The 17445-nt window shown below is 68.3% G+C and carries 19 protein-coding genes; 7 read left to right on the top strand and 12 right to left on the bottom strand.

The window, feature by feature from the left end:
- Positions 1 to 115: 115 nt before the first annotated feature.
- Positions 116 to 1303, bottom strand: coding sequence for an LEA type 2 family protein (locus AVZ66_RS03915; protein ID WP_058982014.1), 1188 nt, complete (start codon positions 1301 to 1303; stop codon positions 116 to 118).
- A gap of 94 nt (positions 1304 to 1397) precedes the next feature.
- Here AVZ66_RS03915 and AVZ66_RS03910 point away from each other — a divergent pair, with 94 nt between their 5' ends.
- The 4 genes from AVZ66_RS03910 to AVZ66_RS03895 are packed head-to-tail and all read left to right on the top strand — an operon-like array spanning position 1398 to position 3100.
- On the top strand, positions 1398 to 1583 hold the full coding sequence (locus AVZ66_RS03910; protein ID WP_058982012.1) for a hypothetical protein: 186 nt from the start codon (positions 1398 to 1400) through the stop codon (positions 1581 to 1583).
- A gap of 39 nt (positions 1584 to 1622) precedes the next feature.
- Entirely contained in the window at positions 1623 to 1850 is a 228-nt protein-coding gene (locus AVZ66_RS03905) for a hypothetical protein (protein WP_058982011.1), read from the top strand.
- A gap of 37 nt (positions 1851 to 1887) precedes the next feature.
- Positions 1888 to 2301: a CoxG family protein gene (locus AVZ66_RS03900; RefSeq protein ID WP_058982009.1), complete on the top strand. Its 414-nt coding sequence runs from the start codon at positions 1888 to 1890 to the stop codon at positions 2299 to 2301.
- Position 2302: 1 nt separating this feature from the next.
- Positions 2303 to 3100, top strand: a complete 798-nt coding sequence (locus AVZ66_RS03895; RefSeq protein WP_058982007.1) for a carbon-nitrogen family hydrolase — start codon at positions 2303 to 2305, stop codon at positions 3098 to 3100.
- A gap of 368 nt (positions 3101 to 3468) precedes the next feature.
- On the opposite strand, the gene AVZ66_RS03890 is transcribed toward AVZ66_RS03895, so the two are convergent.
- The gene (locus AVZ66_RS03890) at positions 3469 to 4983 is read right to left on the bottom strand and encodes an aldehyde dehydrogenase family protein (protein ID WP_058982004.1); all 1515 of its coding nucleotides are present in this window, start codon (positions 4981 to 4983) and stop codon (positions 3469 to 3471) included.
- Positions 4984 to 5040: 57 nt separating this feature from the next.
- Positions 5041 to 5892, bottom strand: a complete 852-nt coding sequence (locus AVZ66_RS03885) for an RIO1 family regulatory kinase/ATPase (RefSeq protein ID WP_058982002.1) — start codon at positions 5890 to 5892, stop codon at positions 5041 to 5043.
- Between the two features lie 414 nt (positions 5893 to 6306).
- Here AVZ66_RS03885 and AVZ66_RS03880 point away from each other — a divergent pair, with 414 nt between their 5' ends.
- Positions 6307 to 7449, top strand: a complete 1143-nt coding sequence (locus AVZ66_RS03880; RefSeq protein WP_058982000.1) for an acyl-CoA dehydrogenase family protein — start codon at positions 6307 to 6309, stop codon at positions 7447 to 7449.
- A gap of 380 nt (positions 7450 to 7829) precedes the next feature.
- On the opposite strand, the gene AVZ66_RS03875 is transcribed toward AVZ66_RS03880, so the two are convergent.
- Positions 7830 to 8258: an adenylyltransferase/cytidyltransferase family protein gene (locus tag AVZ66_RS03875; RefSeq protein ID WP_058981998.1), complete on the bottom strand. Its 429-nt coding sequence runs from the start codon at positions 8256 to 8258 to the stop codon at positions 7830 to 7832.
- Entirely contained in the window at positions 8255 to 8737 is a 483-nt protein-coding gene (locus AVZ66_RS03870; RefSeq protein ID WP_058981996.1) for a Mov34/MPN/PAD-1 family protein, read from the bottom strand. The genes AVZ66_RS03875 and AVZ66_RS03870 overlap by 4 nt, the downstream gene beginning before the upstream one ends.
- Before the next feature lie 118 nt (positions 8738 to 8855).
- Here AVZ66_RS03870 and AVZ66_RS03865 point away from each other — a divergent pair, with 118 nt between their 5' ends.
- Entirely contained in the window at positions 8856 to 10748 is a 1893-nt protein-coding gene (locus AVZ66_RS03865; protein ID WP_058981994.1) for a DHH family phosphoesterase, read from the top strand.
- Here the strand turns inward: AVZ66_RS03865 and AVZ66_RS03860 are convergent, their stop codons facing one another.
- Genes AVZ66_RS03860 through AVZ66_RS03850 form a run of 3 tightly spaced genes read right to left on the bottom strand, consistent with a single transcriptional unit; the run spans position 10749 to position 14387 of the window.
- Positions 10749 to 12332, bottom strand: a complete 1584-nt coding sequence (locus tag AVZ66_RS03860) for a phospholipase D-like domain-containing protein (RefSeq protein ID WP_058981992.1) — start codon at positions 12330 to 12332, stop codon at positions 10749 to 10751.
- 52 nt (positions 12333 to 12384) lie between these two features.
- Positions 12385 to 13674 carry a HEAT repeat domain-containing protein gene (locus tag AVZ66_RS03855; RefSeq protein ID WP_058981990.1) on the bottom strand — a complete coding sequence of 430 codons (1290 nt, stop codon included), beginning with the start codon at positions 13672 to 13674 and terminating at the stop codon, positions 12385 to 12387.
- 23 nt (positions 13675 to 13697) lie between these two features.
- Complete coding sequence (locus tag AVZ66_RS03850; RefSeq protein WP_058981988.1) at positions 13698 to 14387, bottom strand: protein sorting system archaetidylserine synthase; 690 nt, start codon at positions 14385 to 14387, stop codon at positions 13698 to 13700.
- Between the two features lie 131 nt (positions 14388 to 14518).
- Between AVZ66_RS03850 and AVZ66_RS03845 the strand changes: the two genes are divergently transcribed.
- Positions 14519 to 14968 (top strand): plastocyanin/azurin family copper-binding protein, encoded by a 450-nt coding sequence (locus tag AVZ66_RS03845; protein WP_058981986.1) that lies wholly within the window; start codon positions 14519 to 14521, stop codon positions 14966 to 14968.
- Between the two features lie 64 nt (positions 14969 to 15032).
- Here the strand turns inward: AVZ66_RS03845 and AVZ66_RS03840 are convergent, their stop codons facing one another.
- Genes AVZ66_RS03840 through AVZ66_RS03825 form a run of 4 tightly spaced genes read right to left on the bottom strand, consistent with a single transcriptional unit; the run spans position 15033 to position 17415 of the window.
- Positions 15033 to 15659 (bottom strand): 30S ribosomal protein S3ae, encoded by a 627-nt coding sequence (locus AVZ66_RS03840; protein WP_058981985.1) that lies wholly within the window; start codon positions 15657 to 15659, stop codon positions 15033 to 15035.
- On the bottom strand, positions 15656 to 15895 hold the full coding sequence (locus tag AVZ66_RS03835) for a KEOPS complex subunit Pcc1 (RefSeq protein WP_058981984.1): 240 nt from the start codon (positions 15893 to 15895) through the stop codon (positions 15656 to 15658). Before AVZ66_RS03835 ends, AVZ66_RS03840 begins: the two co-directional genes overlap by 4 nt.
- Complete coding sequence (locus AVZ66_RS03830; protein ID WP_058981983.1) at positions 15892 to 16950, bottom strand: hypothetical protein; 1059 nt, start codon at positions 16948 to 16950, stop codon at positions 15892 to 15894. The genes AVZ66_RS03835 and AVZ66_RS03830 overlap by 4 nt, the downstream gene beginning before the upstream one ends.
- A complete protein-coding gene (locus AVZ66_RS03825; protein WP_058981981.1) occupies positions 16951 to 17415 on the bottom strand; it encodes a 30S ribosomal protein S15 in 465 nt (154 codons plus the stop codon).
- Between the last annotated feature and the right edge of the window lie 30 nt (positions 17416 to 17445).

The raw sequence follows: 17445 nt of genomic DNA, 5'->3' as shown, positions 1-17445 counted from the left end.
GGAGAACGCGACCAGGAGACTGAGTACTCCGGTTCATGTGCGTCGAAAGCGACGCGGCGCGTAAAAATCTATCCCATCCGCGGGTGGCTCCTGCACCCACGAGCGGTAGCGTGATTCAGGCTGGCTGCGAACCGCGCGCGAGCAAGCCGCCGTCGGTGGTCGTGCTGTCGTCGGCAGTCGTACTGTCGCCGGAGGTGGTCGTCGAACTGCCGTCAGTGGTCGTGGTGTCGCTGGTCGTCGTGCCGTCGCCGGAAGTCGTGGTCCCGGTTGTCGTCGTGCTGTCAGTCGTCGTCCCGTCAGTGGTTGTCTGGTTCCCGTCGCTGTCGCCGTCCGTGCCGTTCGGCGCGCTCTTCGACCCGAACATGTCGGTCTCGATGGTCTGCGTGTAGGTCAGTTCGTCCAAGGGCACTCGAATCGGCTCCTCGGAGCCCGGCACGTCCAGTTCGGCGTAGAACTCGATGCGCAGGTCCGTCGTCTGGTTGTTGTCGATGTGGGTCACCCACCACTCGTCGAGGTTCTGGTTGTCGATGACCGTCGGCGTCTCCACCACGCGAGCGCTCCGCCCGGGAATGGACTCGGCGTTCTCGGTTTCGCCCGATCCAACTGCCACGTCGTTCATCGAGATGTCGTAGCCGATGTTGGAGACGACGACTGGCGACAGTTTCGGATTGTAGACCTCGAACTCCAGATTGATAGGAGTCTCCGCGTCGGTGACCGTTCCCCAGGAGGCGTTCGTCCGCTGGACGATTAGCACGGGATCCTCGACGAGCGGTGACCCAGCGTTCACCGGGCGATCCTCGGTGGAGTTGAACTGCCCGAGGAGGTCGGTCTCGATGGTCTCGGCGGCCGGCTTGAACGACGCCGACTGGCCGACGAAGCCGGGGTTGACTGTTGCGGACACGGTGAGGTTCGTCTGTTCACCGCCGCGGATGTGGCTCACCCACCACGCGGGGATGCGCTCGTTGTGGAGGTACGTCGTCAAGTTCACCGTCGAGTTCCCGGTGCCGACGCCGACGCCGCGCTTGTCCCCGCTGGCCATCCGGATGTCGTTCATCGCGACAGTGTAGTTCACGCTCGTCCCGCCAAGTCGCACGCCCACCGGGTTCGGGTTGTGAATGACGAGGTCGGTCCGGATTTCGGTCTGCGTCTCGTTGACCGCGCCGAACTCGTTGTCTATCTGTTCGACGCTCGGCACGCCGACGAACCCGCCGACGAACGCGCCGCCGACGACCAACCCGAGGCCGGCGACGACCGTGACGGCGACCCGTATCGTGCTCCCGAACAGGAGCGCGCGGACGTTCATGCTGGACTTCGAGTGCTTGTGCAGTGAAAGGCTGTCGGCCCCGTGGCCGCCCCGAGTAGAACCAGTTAAGGGACACCCCGCGTAACGCCCTCCCATGACGACTGGGTCCACGCAGGAAACGGACATGGGCGTCGGCGTCGGCCTCGCGTTCGGCCTGCTCGCCGTCGCCGCGGCCGCGTACACGTTCGTCGCGCCCGGACAGTTCCAAACCGCACTCGGCTTCGCCGGCGCCGTCACGCTGTCGGCGCTGTGTGTCGCCGCCCTCCACGTGTGGGGGTAACACAAGGGATAAACGGATATAGTGCGTAGTTTCGTCGTAATGACCGACGAATACACCGACGAGGAACGCCGGATTCTGGAGTTCCTCCACGAGAGCGTCGAGAAGGGCGAGCGGTACTTCCGTTCGAAGAACATCGCGAACCACCTCGGCCTCTCCTCGAAGCAGGTCGGTGTTCGGCTCCCCGAACTCGCGGAGAAGACCGAGGACGTCGACATCGAGAAGTGGAGTCGCTCGAAGTCGACGACGTGGCGCGTCGAACCAGCGTAACCGGCGGCTTTTTGCTGGCGGGCGGACAACTCCGCGTATGACAGTTCGGGTCGAGCGAACGTTCGAGGTGTCGGTCTCTCCGGAGGACGTGTGGGCGTTCATCTCCGACCCCGAGAAGCGCGCCGGTGCCATCAGCGTCGTCGACAGCTACGACCACGAGGGCGAGACGACGACGTGGCACGTCCGCCTCCCGATTCCCGTGGTTCGGAGCACGATTCCGGTCGAAACTCGGGATGTCGACGTCGAACCGCCGCGGTACGTGAAGTTCGTGGGGCAGTCCCGCATCTTCGACGTTACGGGCGAGCACGAGGTCGAGGCCGCGGACGGCGGTTCCCGCGTGACCAATCGCTTCGTCGTCGACGGCAAAGTGCCGGGCGTGGAGACGTTCTTCGAGCGCAACCTGGACGACGAACTCGACGGCCTCCAAGCGGCGCTGGAGGCGGACGCCTGAGATGCGCGTCGCGCTCGCCCAGATTGCCGTCGAGGGCGCCGCCGTGGACGCGAACGTCGAGCGCGCCGTCGCCGCCGTCCGCGAGGCCGCCGCCGAGGGCGCGGACCTCGTCTGCCTGCCCGAACTCTTCAACGTCGGGTTCTTCGCGTTCGACAGCTACCAGCGCGCGGCGGAACCGCTGGACGGCCCGTCGCTGACCGCGGTCCGCGAGGCGGCCACAGAGGAAAACGTCGCCGTGCTCGCGGGCAGCATCGTCGAGGACTTGGCCGCGACGGCCGGCGGCCCCGACGACGAGGGACTGGCGAACACCAGCGTGCTCTTCGACGCCGACGGCGAGCGCCTGCTCGCGTACCGGAAACACCACCTGTTCGGCTACGAGTCCGCGGAAGCCCAACTGTTGACGCCCGGCGAGCGCGTCCCGACCACCGAACTCGGCGGGTTCACGGCCGCGGTGACGACGTGTTACGACCTCCGGTTCCCGGAACTGTACCGCGAACTGGTCGCTGACGGCGTCGACCTCCTGCTCGTGCCGTCGGCGTGGCCGTACCCGCGCGTCGAGCACTGGACGCTCCTGCCGCAGGCGCGCGCCGTCGAGAACCTCGCGTACGTCGCCGCGGTCAACGGCAGCGGCGAGTTCGACGACGCGGAACTGCTCGGGCGCTCGACCGTCTACGACCCGTGGGGGAACGCGATTGCGAGCACGGGCGACCACCCCGACATCGTCTACGCCGACCTCGACCCCGAGCGCGTCGCGACAGTCCGCGAGGGGTTCCCCGCGCTCGATGACCGACGGAACTGACTCACGGATACCCGCGATACGTGAATTTAAGTGGCGTGGCGCGCTACGTTCAGTTGCCGGTAGTCGACGCTTTTCTCGTCGAACCGGCAAGAACCTCGCGCCCACGTCCGCTCCGCGTCCGCCGACGCGGCCGTGTCCCGGCCCACGGCCGCAGTCCGCGGGAAGTCAACCGCCACCCCTTCCGCCTTCCTCTCTCACGCACCCGCGAGCCGCGGCTGTCGGCGTCGCTCGAAGAAAACAGAAGCTAAGCTACGTCAGTCGTCCTCGGTCTTGATGTCCGCGCTCAGCCCCTGCAGCCACCAAGCCCTCACGCCTCACTTCGTTCGGCGTTCGCCCTTGGAGATTCCACCAGGACCGCTACCGGCCGCTCAGTCGTCGCCGGTCTTGATGTCCGCGGAGAGGCCCTGTGCCATCTCGATTTCTTTGCTGTTGTTGAGCGTCCACGCGGTGCGCTCGGTGACGGCTTCGATGACCTCGCGAGCGCTCGGGTAGCCGTTGCCGGACTTCTTGACGCCGCCGAACGGCAACTGGACTTCCGCGCCGATGCAGGGGAGGTTGCCGTACGCGAGGCCGACCTCGGCGTGGTCGCGGTAGTAGTTGATTTGGCGGTAGTCCTCGCTGATGACGGCGCCGGCGAGCCCGTATGGGGTGTCGTTGTGAATCTCGACGGCGCGCTCGATGTCCCCGGAGTACTCCACGAGCGCGACGTGCGGGCCGAACACCTCCTCCTTGAGGCAGCGGAGGCTCGGGTCGTAGTCGACCTCGTAGACGAACGGACCGACCCAGTGGCCGTTCTCGTGCCCCTCGGGGATTTCCTCGTCGTCGAGGTTCGCGCGGTCGACGAGCACGTTCGTCGCCTCCTCGCGAGCGAGGTCGTTGTACTCCCGAATCTTCTCGACGTGCTCGGGCTCGATAGCGGGGCCCATGAACGTGTCCTCGTCGAGCGGGTCGCCGACCGCGACCGACTCCGCGACCTCGACGAAGCGCTCCTTGAACTCGTCGTAGACGCCCTCGTGGACGATGAGGCGCTCGCTAGAGACGCAGCGCTGGCCGGTCGTCTTGAACGAGCTCATCACTGCCGAGTGGACGGCGATGTCGAGGTCCGCTTCTTCCGTGATGACGATGCCGTTCTTTCCGCCCATCTCGCAGGCCGCGAGTTTCCCGGAGTCGCTGGCGACTTCTTGTGCGATTTCGTGGCCGACCTCCGCGGACCCGGTGAACAGCACCGTGTCCACGCGGTCGTCGTCGACGACGGCGGCGCCCGCGTCGCCGTAACCCTGCACCATGTTGAACACGCCGTCCGGAATCCCGGACGCCTCGAACATCTCCGCGATAATCTGACCGCACCACGGCGTCTGCTCGGCGGGCTTCCAGACGACGGTGTTGCCCTCGACGAGCGAGACGGCCATGTGCCAGAACGGAATGGCGACGGGGAAGTTCCACGGCGTGATACAGCCCACGACGCCGCGGGGCTTGCGGCGCATGTAGGCGTCCTTGCTCGGAATCTCGGAGGGCACCACGTCGCCTTTCGGGTGGCGGGCGTCGCCGGCCGCCCACTCGACCATGTGCCACGCCTCGGTGACGTCGGCTTTCCCCTCGCTGATTTCCTTGCCGCACTCCTTGGTGACGACTTCGCCGAGTTCCTCGTGGCGCTCCTTGAGCTCGTGGTAGATGCCCCAGAGGTACTCCGCGCGGTCGATGTGGGAGAGTTCGCGCCACTCCTCGAACGCCTCGTCGGCGGCCGCGGCGGCTTCGCGGACATCGGCTTCGGTGCCGCGGTGGAACTCACCGAGCGACTCGCCGGTCGCGGGGTTCTCGCTCTCGAAGGTCTCGGTCCCGTGGCCGTCGACCCACTCGCCGTCGATGTAATGCTGGTACGTCATCGGCAAAAACTGCGACGGGCGTGGTGAAAAAGGTACACCTTGTGGGTTCGACGTCAGTCAGCGCGCTGCGTCGCCGGGGCCGGTAGCCGCCTTCTCGATTTCGCCCGTCAGCGACGCCGCGTCGAAGGCGTGGTCGGGGCGAATCTGGACGAAACTCAGGAAGTCCTGTGCGTCCAGCAGCGCCGCGGCGTTGTCCGCTCGCGTCCGCGCGCCGTCGCCGGTGTCGTAGGCGTCCAGCGCCACGTCGACGGCGGTCTGCGCGCCGACGAGCGGTTCGAGCGCGGCCAGCGCGCAGGCGAGGTCGTAGGCCCGGGCACCGTCGAGGCCGTCCTCGGCGACGTTCGTCGCGTCGATGAAGTAGAGTTCGCCCTCGTAGACGAGGACGTTCTCGCCGCGCAGGTCGCCGTGCGCGACGCCGTTCTCGTGCATCGTCGCGAGCGCACCGAACAACTCCGGCGCGTACCGCTCGACGTCCGCCTCGGGGAGGTCGTCCAGCGGGCGGAAGTCGGGGAGATATTCGAGGACGAGCACGCCGAGGCCGTCCACCTCGAACGCCTCCACGGGTTCGGGCGCGTTCACGCCGAGGTCGCGGAGTCGCCGCGTGGCTTCGAGTTCGTGTTCGGCCATCTCGACGGGACCGTCGAAGGGCTCGAAAAAGCCCTCGCGCCCGCTGGAGAACGCGCCGAGGTTCCGCGCACCCGTGAACAGCGCGTGGACGAGCGCGTTCTGGCCCGAAATCACCTTCACGAACCAGCGGTCGTTGACGACGCAGGGCGTCGACAGCCAGTTGTCCGTCTCCAGGAACGTCACCCGGACCGACGACTGGTCGTAGCGGTCCGCGACCTCGCGGGCGACGGCTTCCAACGACTCCCACGGGACGGTCCCGCGGACGAACTGGCGGATGCTCACACCGACGAGAGGGGCCGCGCGAATAAAATTCCGGTGGGTGCGTGGCCGACCGCAGGGAGGCCACGTTATCGTGAGCGGCGAACGCGTGCTCGACCGAATGGGAGAGCACGAAACGACGAACGGTGAACGCAGTGAACCGTGAGCGGAGTGAGCCGCGAGCAGCGTGCTCGACCGTAGGGAGAGCACGTTAGAGCGAGCGGGGAGCGCTGTCCGAGCGAAGCGAGGACACGAACCGACGAACGGCGACCGTAGGGAGCCGTGAGTGAAGCGACCCGAGAGCCACGTGTTCGAGGCCACGCTGCCGAGAGTGGAAACACTGCGCGACCCACGGAGAGCGGCCGCGAACCGACCGAACGGCGGAATCGTTCACGGTCGTTCCGGTGTGTTTATGCTGTCGGTGGCAAAGTTTGCAGTATGGACTTCGACCTTCCCGACGAACACCGGATGATTCGGGACACTGTCAGGGAGTTCGCGGAGGCCGAAATCGAGCCTATCGCGTGGGACATCGAGGAGGAACACCGCTTCCCGGCGGAGGTGTTCGAGGAGCTCGCGGACCTCGACATGATGGGCGTGCCCGTCAGCGAGGAGTACGGCGGGCTCGGCGGCGACCAACTGATGTACGCGCTCGTCGCGGAGGAGCTCGGGCGCGTCTCGGGCTCCATCGGGCTGTCGTACGCCGCGCACGTCTCGCTGGCGTCGAAGCCGATAGAGCTGTTCGGCACGGCCGAGCAGAAGGAACGCTGGCTGCGCCCGCTCGCGGAGGGCGAGTACCTCGGGTCGTGGGCGCTCACCGAACCCGACAGCGGTAGCGACGCCAGCGACATGGACACGACCGCGGAGCGCGAGGGCGACGAGTACGTGCTCAACGGCACGAAGCAGTTCATCACGAACGCCTCCGTCGCGGGCAGCGTGCTCGTGAAGGCCGTCACGGACCCCGACGCGGGCTACGGCGGCATCTCCACGTTCATCGTCGACCCCGAGGAAGACGACGGCTTCGAGGTCACGACCGAGTGGGACAAGATGGGGTTGAACGCCTCCCCGACCTGCGAGATTCAGTTCGACGACTGCCAGATTCCCGCCGAGCGCCTGCTCGGAGAGGAGGGCGAGGGCTGGGAGCAGACGAAGAAGACTCTCGACGGCGGCCGCATCTCCATCGCCGCGCTCTCTACGGGCCTCGCACAGGGCGCCTACGAGGCCGCCAAGGAGTACGCCGTCGAGCGCGAGCAGTTCGGCCAGCCCATCTCGGAGTTCGACGCCATCCGGAACAAGCTCGTCTCCATGCACCGGAAGACCGAGCGCGCCCGCCTCCTCACGCACAAGGCCGCGACGCGCTACGACAACGGCGAATCCGTCACCCAGGAGTCGGCGCTCGCGAAACTCGATGCCAGCGAGGCCGCCCGTGAAGTCGCCGAGGACGCCGTCCAGACGCTCGGCGGCTACGGCTACACCACGGACTTCGCTCCCCAGCGATTCTTCCGCGACGCCAAACTCATGGAGATTGGCGAGGGAACGAGTGAGATACAACACCTCGTCATCGGCCGCGAACTCGGGCTGTAGCACGGTTTCTCTGCCCGTTCTCTCGTAGAACTGACCGCTAGCGAGACGTTCTCCCCCGGAAGCCCCTGCGCGCTCGCGGTCGCTCGCCGCGCTCCTCGCTACGCTGCGGTGCTCGCGTCGCGAACCGACCAGGCAAGCGCGAGCGCGCAGCCCTTTTCGAAGTCCCAGCCTATCGGAAACTCAACAGGCGAAGGGCCAGTTGGGCAATCAACGATGGGTGGGACTGAAAGGGGCCGCTCGCTCGCGTTCACGTGGTCGTCTCGCCAGCCGCTATCGCCGACCGTAGGGAGGCGATATGCTGGGGAGCGACCGCGAGCGAGCGGGGGCTTTCGAGGAGATGTCGCCGATAGAGTCGAGCGAACAAACTGCCAAAAACAACCCTAGCCGCGCTGGTCGAGAATCCGGTCGACGATGTCGCCCGTAGACAGTACTTCGTCGTCGTAGCGCTTCTCGCGAGCGGACGCACGCTCGACTTCACAGTCGACGCCGCGGTCCGCGAGTTCGGCTTCGATGGCGTCGTCGTCGTGGTGCTGGTCGAAGCCGAGCGCGATGACGTCCGGGTCGATGTCCTCGATGGGGGCGAAGATATCCGAGTCGTGGCCGACGCGGGCGTGGTCGACGGCGTCGAGGGCGGCGACGACGTCGCGGCGCTGGCGGTTCGGGAGCACCGGCGGTTCCTTGTGGGTGACGTTCTCGCGGCGCGCGACGATGACGTGCAGTTCGTCACCCATCGCGGCAGCGTCCTCCAGGTAGTGAATGTGGCCGGGGTGAATCAGGTCGAAGGTCCCCTGCGCGACGACTCGTCTCACAGTTCCTCGTCGATGTCTTCCTGCGTGAAGTCGAAAAACGATTCGGGTTCGGGGAGCGGGACGTCGTAGACGTCGAGGTTCCGAGGTTCGCCCTCGTTGTCGAACGCGCGCCACGAGTTCGGGTCGTAGGGCGCGCCGAGGATGACGTGAACGCTCCCCTTGCCGAACGTCGCGCGGTCCGCGTCCGAGGGCGCGAGCACGCCGTTGGGGTGGGAGTGAACACTCCCCACGGTGCGCATGTCGTTGGGGACTTGACTGGAGTTGAACGTCGCGCTCACGGGGTTGGTCTCGGTGCCCGGCACCATCAACACGTCCGTGACGACGTAGCCGTCGTCGGGGCCCTCGTCGAACTCCTTGGCGGGCGTCGCGCGCAGCAGGCCGAGGTACTCGTTGGGATGGCTGTCCTCGGCGGCCTCCATCGCGAACTCTAGGGCTTCCCGTGCGATGCCGACGACGTCGGGACGCCCTCCGAACAGCATAGTCGGTACTCCGCGGCGGTGACTGTTGAGGCTTCCGGAAGCGCTCTGGGAGTTTCGCGTTCGGCCGCAAACAGGCTTGAAAAGGGTTAAAAACGCAGACGCCGAATTTAGGCTCAAGATGACTGACGCTTCCTCCGACGACGGGGCCGACCGCCCGGTCGTCGTCGACCTCCACGCCTCGTGTACCACACAGGAGGTCGAATCCGGCGAGTACTACCACGCGACCGTCAACGGCGTCGTCGACTACGGCGTCTTCGTCGACCTCTCCGAGCACGTCTCCGGGCTCGTCCACGAGTCCACGTTCGACGGCGAGCAGGACCTCGACGTCGACGACGACGTCGTCGTGAAGCTCACGGAAGTCCGCGACAACGGCGACCTGAGCTTCGAACTCGCAACCCTCGACGACTACGAAACCGTCGAGCGCGCGCACAGCTACGACCGCGTGGACGCCGAGACGGTCGGTGACCGGGTCGGCGAGACCGTCCACGTCGAGGGCGAAGTCGTCCAAATCAAGCAGACTGCGGGCCCGACCATCTTCCGCGTCCGCGACGAGACCAGCGCCGTGCCGTGTACGGCCTTCGAGGCCGCCGGCGTCCGCGCGCACCCGGTCGTCGAAGTCGGGGACCTCGTCCACGTGAAAGGCGACGTCGAGGAGCGCGAGGGGACCTACCAGGTGGAAGTCACCGAAATCGACGTGCTGGAAGGCGACGAGGCCGCCGAGGTCGCGGGCCGCCTCGACGCCGCGCTCGCCGAGCGCGCCGAACCCATCGACGTCGACCCGCTGGTCGACTGGCCCGCCCTCGAAGGGATGTTGCCGGAACTGCGCTCGGTCGCGCGCACGCTCCGCCGCGCGGTACTGGAAGGCCGCCCGATTCGGATGCGCCACCACGCCGACGGTGACGGGATGGCCGCGAGCGTCCCCGTCCAGTACGCGCTCACGCAGTTCATCGAGGACGCCCACCAGGACGCCGACGCCGCCCGCCACCTCCTCAAGCGCCTCCCGAGCAAGGCGCCGTACTACGAGATGGAGGACGCCACCCGCGACCTCAACTTCGCGCTCGAAGACCGCGCGCGCCACGGGCAGAAGCTCCCGCTGCTGCTCATGCTGGACAACGGCAGCACAGAGGAGGACACGCCCGCGTACAAGGCGCTTGACAACTACGACATCCCCATCGTCGTCGTCGACCACCACCACCCCGACCCCGAGGCCGTCGACCCGCTCGTCGAGGAGCACGTCAACCCCTACCTCCACGGCGAGGACTACCGCATCACCACGGGGATGCTGTGCGTCGAACTCGCGCGCATGATTTACCCCGGTCTCACCGAGGAACTCGAACACGTCCCCGCGGTCGCCGGCCTCTCGGACCGCTCGAAGGCCGACGAGATGGGCGACTACCTCGAACTCGCGCGCGACGCGGGCTACGACGAGGAGTTCCTCCAGAACATCAGCGAGGCGCTGGACTACGAGGCGTACATGCTGCGCTACGACCCCGGCACGCAGCTCATCAACGACGTGCTGAACGTCGACGGCGACGAGGAGCGCCACCGCGAACTCGTGCCGTTCCTCGCGAACCGCGCCGCCGAGGACGTCGCCGAGCAGCTCGACGCGGCGTCCCCGCACGTCGAACACGAGCGCGTCGCGAACGGCGCGAACCTCTACCGCATCGACGTGGAGAACCACGCCCACCGGTTCACGTACCCCGCGCCGGGGAAGACCACGGGCGAAATCCACGACCGGAAAGTCGAGGAGACGGGCGAACCCGTCATCACAATCGGCTACGGCCCGGACTTCGCGGTCCTCCGCAGCGACGGCGTGCGCCTCGACATCCCGACGATGGTCGAGGAACTCAACGAGGAACTGCCGGGCGCGGGCGTCTCCGGCGGCGGCCACCTCGTCGTCGGCTCCATCCGCTTCGTTCCCGGGATGCGCGAGGAAGTGCTGGACGCCCTCATCGAGAAGATGGCGGAAGCCGAACTCGACGAGGAACTCCACACGGCGCCCAAGCGGTAGTCAGCGCTCCCTGTTCTCCTGCCAGAAGCCGTCGCGGCCGACGTCGCTGTCGCCGCCGAACTCGACGCGTCGAACACAGCCCGCAGCGGCGGCTACGACAATGGCGACGACCACCGCGAGCGAGACGGGAAGCCGCCACGCGCCGCCGCGCCAGTCCGCGCGGAACGCGCGCTGGAAGTAGCGCGCGACCGAGTCGTCGTCGACGACGACCACGACTTCGCGGTTCTCGGTGGCGGCGTGCTCGTTCCAGTTCAGGCTCCCGACGAGCGCGCGCTCGCCGTCCACGACGGCGCCCTTGACGTGGACTTTCTCGAAGCGCGACCGCGGCTCGACGAGTCGCGCGTCGAGATTCAGCCCTTCCGCGGCGGCGACGCGGTTCAAGCGCTCGGTGGTGTTGCGGTTGGCGTCGCGGGCGTACCACTTCCCAGAGAGCAACACGCGCACGCGGACGCCGCGGCGCGCGGCGTCGAGCGTCCAGTTCGTGAACGCGCTGTTTCGGTCGAGGCTCGCCTGTTCGACGACCAGCGACTCCTCGGCTGACCGGACGAGGTTCCGGACGCCGGCGCGCGCGTTGTCGGGTGCGACCAGCACGCGGACGCTGTCGGCTCGCGCGTCGACCGGCGGGAACCGCGTCGGGTACGACGCAGTCGCCGGTTCACCGTCGACGACGGTGAAGTTCTCGCGGACGCCCCGCCACGGTTTGGCGTCCGGCCAGCCAATGTCCGCACGGAACACGCCCGCGAGGTAATCAGCGACGGCAGGGTCCACGACGGTGACGCCCCACCCGCGGTTGCCGTGGCCGCCGCTGCCGGAGGGCTTCCAGTTCTCCGAGAGCACGACCGCGCGGTCGTCGGCGACGGCGTACTTCGCGTGGTGGAAGCTGTAGCGTGCGCGCTCGCCGTCGAGGACGCGCACGTCGACACCAGCATCCCGGAGCGCGTCGAGTCGTTGGTCCTCGGGGCTGGGTGCGCCGCCGGCGACGCCGCCCTCCACGAGTACGCGCACGTCCACGCCGCGCTCGGCGGCCGCGACGAGCGCGCGGGTGGCGCGAGCGGACGTGAACGTGTAGCCTGCGAGGAAGAGGCGGTTCTGTGCGGACTCCAGCACGTCGAGTGGCGGACCGGCGGCGTCCGGGAGCGCGAACGCGGACACGGAGACGTTCGCGGCGGCGAGCGGTGCGAACGACGACGCGCCCAGCGGCGTCCACTCGTTCCCGTTCCACCGCTCGGCGGTCGGCGCGTCCGCGTACGCGAGTTCGCTGAGGGTGTGGTTCCCGGCGCGGAGTTCGACCGTCTCGCCGCCGTTCGCGAGCGCGAGCGAGCCGGTCAATCCGACGACCGGGTACTCCGTGCGGTTCCGGGCTACTTCCGGCTGGGTCGAGAGCGCGACCGTTCCCGAGAGCGTGCGGTTCGGGAGTCGCGCGGCGTCGTTGCTGTCGGCGAGCGTCCAGCCGGTCGTGTTCGTCGGTTCGTCGAACGTGACGGCGACGAACTCGCCGGCGTCGCCGTCGCTGGCTGGGTTCGGCGCGACAGCCGTGATGGTCGCCGACGCGAGCAGGACGGCGACCGCGAGGCGCGCGAGCACGCCCCGGGTTGGTCCCGGCTTCGTACCTAAAGGTCGGGGAGTGCGAGAAGGGTTACGCGGCGGCTTCGGCGGCGCCGGCGTCGAGCGCGTCGGCGGCCTTCTGGGCCTCCTGTTCGACGATGTACGCGCGGTCGTCGGCGTACTCGGCGGCGGCTTCGAGCGCGCGCTCGGTGCCGATTTGGACGAGCGCCCACGCGGCGGACGCGCGCACCGTGTCGCTGTCGTCGTCGGCGAGCACGTCCGTCAGCGGCGCGATGGCGCGCGTGTCACCGATGAGGCCCAGCGTGCGCGCCGCGCGGCTGCGCACGCTGTCGTTGTCGGCGACGAGCTGGTCGGCGACGTCTTGGGTCGTCTCCTCGCTGCCGATTTCGCCGAGGGACTTCAGCGCGGTCGTGCGGAGGTCCGGGTTGCCGTCGGCGTCGATGAAGTCGATGACGTGCTCGATGCCGTCCTCGCTGCCGATGCGGCCGACGATTTCGACCGCGAGCGTGTCGCGGCGCGCGGCGCGCTGGCCGACCTCGTCGAGGGCTTCCTCGCTGGCGACGCGCTTGAGCGCCTCCAAGCAGTGGCGCTCCATGAACTCGGAGTCGCCCATGTGTTCGAGGCAGAGCAGAATCATATCGACGTTCTCGCGTTGCTCCCACTGCTTGAGCGCCGTCCACTCCGGCGGGAAGTCCTTGTGCTTCTGGCCCATCACGTCGTAGTAGCCTTCCGCGCGGAGCTTCTGTCGGACCGAGAGGTCGTCCCACGCTTGGGCGTCCTCGACGCCCGCGGTGAGCGCTTCGGTCACTTCAGTCAGTGCTTCGATGTTTTCGGCGTCCTCGTCGGCGTCGAGACCGGCAGCGCCGACGGCCTCGGCGACCTCGCCGAGCGCCGCTGCGAGCGCCTCGGGGTCGGCCTCGTCAGCGCCGTCGAACGTCTCGTCGAGGGGCTCGCCGGCGTCGTCGAGGTACTCCTCGACGGCGGTCTGGAGCTGTTCTTCGCCCTGTTCGGTCCAGCGCGTCGACTCCAGCGTGGACTGGGCGTCCTCGATTGCCGCGACGACGTCCTCGGCGTACGGCCCGCGCTGGGCTTCGAGGTCGTCGCGGAGTTCGGACAGCCGGGACTCGATTTCGTCGGCGGGGTCCTCTTCGTCTTCGTCGTCGGGTTCCGGGAGGTCCGCCGCTTCGAGGTCGGACTCGACGCCGTCGAGGACGGCTTCGGCGTCGTCGAGGTCGGCCTCGGTCTCGGCGTTTTCGAGGGCGTCGGCGGCGTCGTCGAGACGCCCCTGAAGCGTTTCTACGTCCACGTCCGGGGCCGGCGCGTCGGCCGACTCCTCGGGTTCCTCGTCCCCGTCGCTCATACCACGTTCTTCCGCCAGCGCGCCTATGAGCGTTTCCCTTCGCCGCGCCAGTAGAACCGCGGCGCGAGCACGAGGTACGCACACGCCCACGCCAGCAGGGCCCGCGGGAACAGCCGCGGGCCGAGCGTCGGCGCGAGTACGGCAGCGGCCTGCACGGCGCCCATCGCGAGCGCGTCCCGCGAGTAGAGGTCGGGGTACGTAATCGAGGAGACCATCAGCGCGGTGAGCGCGACGACGGCGACGACAGCGATTTTCGGGCCGCCGACGCCGGCGAGCACGCCCGCCGCCAGCAGCGTCGCGGCGAGCGTCGTCGGCACGCCCTCGGTGTGGTCGTTGCCCGTGTCGTAGGCCGTGTAGAGGCCGAGGCGGACGACGCCCGCGGCGACGAACAGCGCGCACGCGGCGAGCGCGACGGCGCCCCACCTGCTCTCGAAGCCCCACGCGTTACGGGCGACAATAGCGACGAGGAACGCCGGCGCGACGGAGAACGACGCCACGTCCGCCAGCGAGTCGAGGTGTTCGCCGGCCGGCGTCCCGCCGTACTTGCGTGCGAGCACGCCGTCGAGGCCGTCGGCGATGGCGGCGAGCAACACCAGTCGCGCGGCGAGCGCGACGTCGACGGTGGCCGCCACCACCGCCACGAACCCGAGTGCCGCGTTCGCCGCCGTCACGGCGTCCGCGACGCCCAACCGGCCGACGAAGCGGGGTTGCATGTTCCACGCATCTCGGCAGGCGTCCTTACGTGTTTACATCCGTGCTCCCGTCGGCCCCGCGTCGTCTCCGCTTCGGCGCTCGCGTCGGCGGGACCGCGTCGTATAAATGCCCGACGGTCCGACTGTCGAGTATGCAACGCCGGGCGTTCCTCGCCGCCGCAGGGGCTGGCGTCGCAGCGACGCTGGCCGGGTGTATCGGGCCGTCGCTGTCTAGCTCCGAGTACGACATCGGCATGCAGTCGAACGCGTTCGTCCCGGAGCCAGCCGTCGGCGGGAACGACGTGCCGACGTTCGAAGCCGCCGCCGGCGACACCGTCGTGTGGGCGAACACCGGCTCGCGGAACCACACCGTCACCGCCTACGACGACGGCGTCCCCGAGGGCGCCGACTACTGGGCGTCCGGCGGATTCGAAGACGAGAACGCCGCCCGAGAAGCGTGGGCGAACAGCATCAACGGCGGCGGCATCGTCCAACCGAGCGAGACCTACGAGCACACCTTCGAGGTGCCCGGCGACTACTACTACTTCTGTATCCCGCACGAGGGCGCGGGGATGCTCGGGAAAGTCGTCGTCACCGAGTGACGCGACCGGCGCTGTCGCTGTCCACGTAGCGCGCGAAAAGTGTGAACTTCCGGCGGTCGGAAGCTTAGGCTTCGTCTTCGTCGACGCCGACGGACGTCTCCTCTTCCTCGTGGACTTCCTCGGGCGGCGCTTCGAGCGTCGCCTTCTGGACTTCCACGCGGCGAAGCGGGTAGATGGTGTTCGCTTCGTCGTAGATGGCCGAGGAGAGCCGACCCTCAGTGATGGAGTCGATGAGCGCCTCGAACGTGCGCTCCTCGCCGGCCTCCTCCACGAGGTCGATCATCGTGCGGCGGATGGCCTTCTGCTGGCTCTGGTCGGCCTGCTTCGTGGTGTACGCGACCGGCTGAATCTTCACGCGGTAGTCGTCCGTCGTGAGGACCGTGATGGTCACGCCAATCTTCGACGACCCGCGGCGCACGAGACTGCGCTTGTAGTCCCGCGTGAGTTCGTGCTTCACGAACTCCGTGGACGCGGTGTCGCTACCGACGTCGGTCACCTGGAAGGTGAGCTTGACGTTGTTCTCGCCACCGTCGACGAGTTCGTCGAGCGTCGTCTGGATGGTTCGTTCGTAGACCTGTTCTGGCTCTTCGGCGGGCGTCTCGCCGAGCTCCTGCCGGTCGAACTCCTCCGGCGCGAGCACGGTGTACCACCGTTTCTCTTGGTTCTGCTTGGATACGGAACGTTCGCTCATGATTCGTGTGTCGTGTGTCGGTTTGCGTGCTGTACAATCTCGGTCGCCACCGTGACGTTCACGACGTAGTCGTCGACGGTCGACTGGAGGCCGCCCGTGTCGTCGCGCTCGATGCGCGTGACGACGGCGCCCTCCGTGACTCGCGTGTCCATCTCGGCGGTGTTGTCGGGGCGGACGGCGGCCGCGACCAGTTCCGGGTCCGGTACCGCGGTCGTCATCGTCGCGTGCCGCGTCATAGTTCACCCCGCACGGTTTCTACGAGATTCGGTTCGGCGGCTGCGACCGCCAGCGTCGACGTCCCCACGCTGTTCGGGAGGACGTCACGGGCGTCCACGTCGGTCGTCGCGAGCGCGGCTGTGTCGTCGTCGACGACGAGCACCGCGGACTCGCGAGCGCGGTAGTCCCGGACGAGTCGCGCGACGGTCGACTGGGCGGCGTCGGCCTCGACGACCTCGAGGGCGCTGTACCGCGACGGGTCCGCGCGTCGGACCGCCGCGTGCGCGTCGGTCGCGTGGTCGCGCCACGCGTCCAGCGCCGTCGGCGCGTCGACCGCACCCTGTGCCAGCGCGACGCCCAGTCCGGGCGCCGTCCACGCTAGCGCGTCGAGTACGTCCGCGAACCCCTCGACAGTCTCGAAGGGGCCGGCGGGCGTCTCGTGCGGGCGGAGGACGTCCGCGACGCGGTCCGCGGCGCGCGCAGTCGTGCCGGTCGCGTCGAGTGCGACCACCGACGCGAGGCGGCGCTGTGCCGCTTCGTCGAGTTCCGGCGGGAGGCCGAGCTCAGCGAGCGTCGCGCCCGCCGCCTGCTCGTCCCCCGAGAACGACGCGTGGACGCGCGTCGAGTGCGCCAGTCCCGCCGCGAGGTCCGCGGTCGGAATCCCGACGCCCGGGCGCCGCGTCAGTCCGGCGGCCTCCCGGACGTCACTTGCCGGCTCGACGCCGTCAGCGAGTGCGCCCGCGAACGCCACCACTGGGTCGGGGTCCGCGCCGGCTTCCCGCGCCGCGTCGAAGGCCGCGTTCGGCGCGTCCTCAACGAACGACGCGTCGGCAGCCGGCGACTCGACGCCGACGGCCACGAGGGACGTCTCCGCCGCGTCCGGCACCGACGGCGCGCCGCGAGTCACGCGCACCTGATACGGTACGTCGTGCTCGTCGCACGCCCCGGCGAGCATCGCGGCGGCCGCGATGCTCCCGCCGGTCGGCGCCGCCGTCACGCGGACGAACTCCGCGTCGGCCAGCACCGACTCGGCGTCGGGCTCGGTCGCAGCTGTGGTGCGTCCCGTCGTCGCCATCTATTCGAGCAGTTCGACCGCGTTCTCGTAGGAGTACTTGAAGTCCTCGTCGAGCTCGTCGCCGCGGTAGTAGTTGGCGAGCCGACGGATTTTGGACTCCGTGTTCTGGAGCGCGCGCTTGTTCTGGTGGTCCTGTCCGTTCTCCTGAACGTGCTCGCGCAGCCGAATCGCCTGCTCGAGGAGGTTACGGAAGTCCTCGGGCAGGTCGGACTTGGCGTCGTTCTCTTCGAGAATCTCGGTGACCTTCTTCCCGGTCGCCAGCTTGACGTCCGGAATCGGCGTGCCCTGCACGCCCTCGTCGCGGAGCTTCATGCCGATCTGCGAGGGGTCGTGCCCCTGCTCGGCGAGCTCCACCACGCGGTCCTCGATTGCGTCTTCGTCTACGTCGCTCCACTCCGGTGGTTCGTCTGCCGCCGGGCGGTCCGAGCCGGACGACCCGCGGCGGCGCGTGTGCATTCGTGCCATTGTTCGGATTGGAACTACACGAAACGCTGG

This window comes from Halobacterium sp. CBA1132, from assembly GCF_001485535.1.
GTDB lineage: Archaea > Halobacteriota > Halobacteria > Halobacteriales > Halobacteriaceae > Halobacterium.
This window is presented reverse-complemented; position numbering and strand designations above follow the sequence as displayed.